General features: G+C 44.7%; 3 protein-coding genes. All 3 read right to left on the bottom strand.

The window, feature by feature from the left end; all coding sequences use genetic code 11:
• Positions 1 to 326: 326 nt before the first annotated feature.
• Entirely contained in the window at positions 327 to 2,276 is a 1,950-nt protein-coding gene (locus tag QZZ43_RS03765; protein WP_291856405.1) for a glycoside hydrolase family 97 protein, read from the bottom strand.
• A gap of 202 nt (positions 2,277 to 2,478) precedes the next feature.
• Positions 2,479 to 4,863, bottom strand: a complete 2,385-nt coding sequence (locus tag QZZ43_RS03770; protein WP_291856407.1) for a glycoside hydrolase family 127 protein — start codon at positions 4,861 to 4,863, stop codon at positions 2,479 to 2,481.
• Between the two features lie 325 nt (positions 4,864 to 5,188).
• Complete coding sequence (locus QZZ43_RS03775) at positions 5,189 to 6,502, bottom strand: ATP-binding protein (protein ID WP_291856409.1); 1,314 nt, start codon at positions 6,500 to 6,502, stop codon at positions 5,189 to 5,191.
• Between the last annotated feature and the right edge of the window lie 72 nt (positions 6,503 to 6,574).

The raw sequence follows: 6,574 nt of genomic DNA on the forward strand, positions 1-6,574 counted from the left end.
TGGGGCATAGTAGCAACGCCCTGGAAAATAACAGCAACGCCTTGGGACATCACCAAAATACAATCAGAAACGGGCTGAAAGCCCAATTGATTTTAACCCAATGGCAGCGCCTTGGGGCATAGTGACAACGCCCTGGAAAATAATGGCAGCGCCTCGGGACATGACCACAACTCAATCAGTGGCGGGCTGAAAGCCCAGCTCACTATAACCCAACGGCAACGCCTTGGGACATGATCAAAATACAATCAGAAACGGGCTGAAAGCCCAACTCACCATAGCCCCGAGGCATAGTGGCAGCGCCCCGGGGCAAATACCGAAAGGATTTTTTAATTTTCTACCACCATCACAAACCCACCATTGGGTTTAATGGTTACCTTAAATGACTGATCTTCTTTGAGCACTAGTTTCTCCTGTAAAAAAGACAGAATCCCTTCTTCCCCATCAGTAATCATCAAGGCTTCCTGGGTTCCGGAAACGAAAGGAAGTTCCAGTTCCACCACTTTTTCAGTTTTCTCGCCATTGATGCCTCCCACATACCATTGATTACCATGACGACGGGCAATGACAGCCAGTTTTCCGGGATAACCGTCAATAAATCTGGTTTCGTCCCAATCCCCACCGGGAAAACCGGTCAGGAAATTCTTCACGTAATCGGGCACCGTTGCCATCCCATCAGGCGTTTCAGCAACATGCTGAATTCCCGAGGTAAAGACCACAGAAAGCGCCAGCTCAAAACCATTGGTGGTACGACGATCGATATTGGGAATTCCTCCGAGGTTTATGGGAGTAAAATCCATCGGGTCAAACACATTCCGGGTAAAGGGAGTCATCGCCATGTGTGAAGGCGCTTTGTCGGCTGTTTCCTGCCCGAAAGTAATGAACTCGTACCCTTTGATGGCCTCAACCGTCATGAGATTGGGATAAGTCCGTGCCCAGCCGCGTGGAAGGGTGGCGCCATGAAAGTTAAGCATGATGCCATACTCCGCGGCATCCCGCAGAATTTCATGATAATAAGCAATAACCGACTGCCCGTCACCGCCAAAAAAGTCAACCTTTATTCCTTTTATGCCGATTTCATGCATCCACTCAAATTCTTTAACCCGGCTTTCATGAGTCAGCATCTTATTTTTAGGTGTCTGATAAGCAGAGTTCCAGCTTCCGGCCGAATTGTACCACAGCAACAATCCAACTCCTTTACTTTGGGCATACTTCGAAAGTTCAGCTATTTTATCGCGACCAATCTGCTCATCCCACAAACCGTCCACCAGACAGTAAGACCATTCCATTTCTGCAGCAAAATCAATAAAGTCTTTCTGGGTTTCGTAGTTCACCGATTCATCCTTCAGAATCACCCAGCTCCACGAGGCCAGTCCGGGTTCAACAAACGAGAAATCCACATCGATAGCTGGCTCTGCCAGGTCGGTACCCAATGTAGATTCTGTGATAGTCGCTAAATCCCCAATGGTCAGGATTCGCCATGGAGTGGAAAGAGGCAAAAAGCCTTCAGGATTAACAGCTCCCTGAGGCATCACCTCCTCCGGCTGTGGAAATGTCACGCGGTAACTGTTTCCCTCATTTTCGAGATGCGTGCCGCAATAGTTTGCGTTGAGCGATGTCTCTGTAATAAGCAACCACACTCCATTGGTTCGGAAGAGAGCAGGGTAAACCCAGCCAAAACCTATTGAGGAATCGATCTCTGCAGGCACCTCCTGCAAATAATTCTCTTCGTAAGATGGGTTGGTTTCCGCGAAACCCGTTTTAGCTTTTGATACGGGCTGCAACCATCCTTTCGTATTTTGAAGCATTACAAAGGAGGTAATTTCCTTTTCAATTACGACCTTCTCATCAGCAGATCCAGGTAAATGATAACGAAAAGCCACGCCATCATCCGAAACCCTGAAAACAATCTCCATCAACTTCCCGTCAACATTGCTAACCTGAAAAACTGCTTCATTGGCAACATAAGTCACCTTTTTTTGCTTTCCATGCATCAGGACGTAGTCATCCTCCACCCGGAGAATATCCGAAACACCGATTATTTCAAGGTTCTGCGTAAAATCGGCATCACTGCTTTTAATCCCCAGGCGGGACGGTTGCAAAACCTGCTGTTGCCCGCTCTGAACCTCATAAAGCAGTTTTCCCTCTTCTGAAGTCCGGACCTGAACGGTAATATTCCCATCAGGACTGGTTACTTTCATGGGTTCTGCATCCTGACAGCCAGTAAAACCAATCGCCGGGAGAAACAGAATCGCTAAAATCGACAGATATTTTTTCATGCTTAATAATTTATTTATGAAGAGCGTATGAAGTTTTAAACCATGTAAGACAAATAAGTTGAAAAAAGTTAGAACTCCACCCCACCCAAGAGCAAAGAGCTAACAGCTAACAGCTAACAGCTAACAGCCAAGAGCTAACAGCCAAGAGCTAACAGCTAAGAGCTAACAGCCAAGAGCTCTTTGCCCCATGCCCCATGCCCTCTTACCTCATCAGTCGCACATGATAAATGCCTCCGGCCACAGAACCTTCTGCAGCAAGAAATTTCACCGTCAGCACACCATTTCTGGCCGAATTCCTGATGGCAGAAGGGATGGAATAATCCACCTCAACGAATTTATCGCCACCAGCACCATTGAGTTCAACAGTCGACAACAATTGTTCATTGATCAGTATATCAAAAGTCCTCCCTCCATCACCTCCGAAGTAAGTAATACGGAGTTTTTCAGCTTCGTTATCCGGATCTTTCAGGTCATACGAGAACCACCCAGAAGCATGGCGCCAGTGTCTGTCCTGATGTACTCCTGTCTGCGTTCCTTCCCCCTTGAAGTTATGCTCCGACTCGGGTTGTTGCTCTCCGGTAGCCACCTCATCAATGGTCAGTTTCTCCAGTTCCATTAGCTGCTGTTCCTGTAGCTGAATTGCTGAACGAACAGAATCTATTTCAGCGGTGGTTCCGGTTCTCCAGTAAACCATATACCGGGCATCATGAACTCTGTAAAAAGGAACCAGTTCCAGATCGTCTCTGCTATCCGGTACAATCAACTCTGGAGCCTTAAAAGTAAGGGATTTCCCAGCAACGGGAACAACTTTTTCTGTCCAGTTTTCATCATCCACCTGCAACATAGGAGCTTCATCCAGCGGGCGCAGGGGTCCATGCGCAATATGTCCCATACGGCTGTCATCGGCAATAAGTCCGTTCAAATCTTCCTTACCGGTTACTGCTGCCAGTACAAACGGGCCATGTTTAATGGAAAGGAACGGACTATTATCGGGCAAATATTCGCCGGTGGTATGCATCTGAAGGGTGACAGTAATTTCGTCACCGTTTTTCCACATACGGGCAAGCTGATAATATCTGCCTGGTTGGCCAGCACCCTTTGCTTTTTTCCCATTCACGGTCACGTTCATCTCCCCTGCTTTCATCCAGGCAGGATAACGAATGCCGATGGTAAATTCTTTTGCTTCATCAAGATTCAGCTTCAGGGAAGTCTGCTCAATATCCGGAAAATCAGTATTCTGAGTCAGTCTCAGGCCTTTTTCTTTCCAATTCAACTCACTGGGAATAAAAAGGTTCACAAACACATCCCGGTCATTGTGTGCATATATCAATTCCCCATATTTCTCATGGTTTTCAATGCCCGAGCCCACACAGCACCAGAAAGTCTCTTCAGGATTGGAATAAACCCGGTAGTGTTGGGGCCGCATGGGCGTAAAATAGACCAGTCCGCCATGCTCCGGATGCTGCGATGAGAGAATGTGATTGTACAAAGCCTGCTCGTAATAATCCAAATACTTCAGGTCATTCTTGTACAGATAGAGTTGCTTCGACAACTTCAGCATGTTGTAGGTGTTGCAAGTCTCGGGGCCCTGTCGCGATTCCACCATAGAGGAAAAATCATCAACCGGATGGAAGTGTTCATGTGTGGAGTTTCCGCCAATGGTGATGGTGCGGTTATTCACAACCGTATCCCAGAAGAAATCGGATGCATCCAGCCATGCACTGTCATTTGCCAATTCACCCACCCGCATAAAACCAACTACCTTAGGGATTTGAGTATTGGCGTGCAATCCGGTCAATTTATCTTCATGATTCAACAATGGCTCCAGAATGGCACGATGCGAATATTTTCGGGCCAGCGTAAGATATTTCTCCTCACCTGTAATAGCATAAACATCGGCAAACACTTCATTCAAGCCGCCATGTTCCGAAACCAACATTTCCTGAATCTGCTCATCCGAAAGATTGCTATTTAGTTCAACAAACCAGTCGGTGAGATTCACCAGCACCTCTAAAGCTTTGTCATTTCCTGCAAACTTCCAGGCATCGTGCAACCCTGCAAAAAGTTTATGAATATTGTAGAGTGGAACCCACTTCCCATTGAGTGAAAAACCACCTGCATCAATGTTACCTTCAGCAATTTCGGCCCACATGGGCTGACCACCGGGAATTCCGCCCACGTAGCCGTTTCCGTTGGTCTGCTGGCAGCGCGCCAGTTCATCCACCATATAATTCAGGCGTTTTTCAGCTTCCTCATTTCCTGTTGATGCCACCATCAGTGCCAGTGAAGTAAGGTAATGACCGCCAATGTGTCCGTTGAGTCCGCTGCTCTCCCAGTTTCCATAACCGGGTGCTTTCGGTTCCAGTCCGGCATCAATCAGAAACGGGGCCAGCAAACGATCGGGATCATGAGCCATCACATATTCTTCATTCAGTTGCTCTGCATGTTTAAACGGACTGTCGAGCAGGCGCACTGCAGAAAGTGGAAATGATTCCACATCGGGGGTGTTTTTCAGAGACCCACTGCACCCGAAAAATAACAAAACGGAAAACAGGGAAATGGTTGATAAGTGCATTTTCTTCTTCATAACCAATAATATATAATTCACGACTGCATTATAATTTAAAACCGAAGCTTTAAAAGTATTTTGTACTTTTTTACAAATATATTAAAAAAATGACATAACTATGGGAAATTTGAGATTCCTTTCCCGAATGATCCGGATTTGCAATATCCGAAACTTAACTTATGACAAAGGGTTAAGAGGGATGAGAGTATCTAAAAAGTCGCCATCGTTGTTCTTCTGTACGTTTTGAAACCTCCAGGTTTGTTAACAATGAGATTCTTCACTGCGTTCAGAATGACAAAAAACACTAAATTCCTGATTATTCAAAAACCTTCTTCCAGCAAAATCAAAACTCCATGTTGATTTCATCCTGATAATACCTCACGGCATAAAGCGGTACGTTTATAAGCCAGTCTTCCTTACGGAAATCAGACATAGAAAAACGCAAGGCGCTATCAGGATTATATTTCTGACAAAAAGATTTCAAACTTTTTGCCCTGAGATTTTCTTCTGCTTTCACTTCAATAGGAACAATCTCCCCCTCCTGTTGAATAAGAAAATCAACCTCTGCTGTGGATTTTTCTGCTGACCAATAATACACAGACTGAACCTTACTCGTCAATAATTCCTGTAAAACATATTGTTCAGTCAAGGCTCCCTTAAATTCTTCAAAAATCCTGTTCCCTTCAAGTATTGTTTTAGAATCAATATCAACCATCGCTCCCAACAAACCCAAATCGGTAATAAACAACTTAAAATTTTTATTTTCGGCATAAGCTTTCAATGGGATCCCCGGCTTTGCAACACGACAAACTTTATGAACCAGACCGCTATCAATAAGCCAGGAAAGTGCCAACTCATAATCCTTTGCCCTGGCCCCTTGCCTTACAGCACCGTAAATAAATTTCTTATTTTCACGTGCAAGTTGTCCGGGAATTGAGTTCCATAACATTCTTATTCGCGGTACAATTTCATTTGGAGTATGCTTTGAGAAATCAAATTCATAAGCTGTCAGTATGTCCCTCTGAAGCGACCTCACTTCCTGAAAATCATTACTCTCAAAATACAAACTCACCACTTCGGGCATCCCCCCTACAAAATAAAATTGCTTCAACAGATAAACATATTTGTCTTTAAACGATTTTATCAATGCCCAATCTTTCTTTTGCAACAATTCTAACAACTGTGAATGATCAGAGGCCATCAGGAACTCCGAAAAATTCATTGGATATAGATTACAAAACTCCACCTTCCCTACCGGAAAGGATGTATCGCGATGCAACGCAACCCCTAACAAAGAACCGGCGGCAATCACATGATACTCAGGATGATTTTCAAAAAAATACTTCAATGCTGTAAGAGCGCCGGGTGCTTCCTGCACTTCATCCAGCACAATCAGCGTATCAGAAGCATTTATTTTGGCTCCGGTTTCTATCTGTATTGCTGTAAGAATCCGTTGAACATCAAAGTTATCTGAAAAAATGGACTGTAAACCCTTTGACCTTTCAAAATTCACATAAGCCATTTGCGCATATTCACGTTTGCCAAACTCTTTAATGAGCCATGTTTTTCCGACTTGCCTTGCTCCTCTTAAAATCAAAGGCTTTCTTCGGAATTTATTCTTCCACTTGATGAGCTCCTTCATTGCTAATCTTTCCATAGTCAGCATTTAATTAATGTCTGTCCATAAAGTACCATTTGCGTCGTTACGCTTGCCGCCAAAATACTCATC

This window comes from Marinilabilia sp. (genome assembly GCF_016278715.1).
Lineage (GTDB): Bacteria > Bacteroidota > Bacteroidia > Bacteroidales > Marinilabiliaceae > Marinilabilia.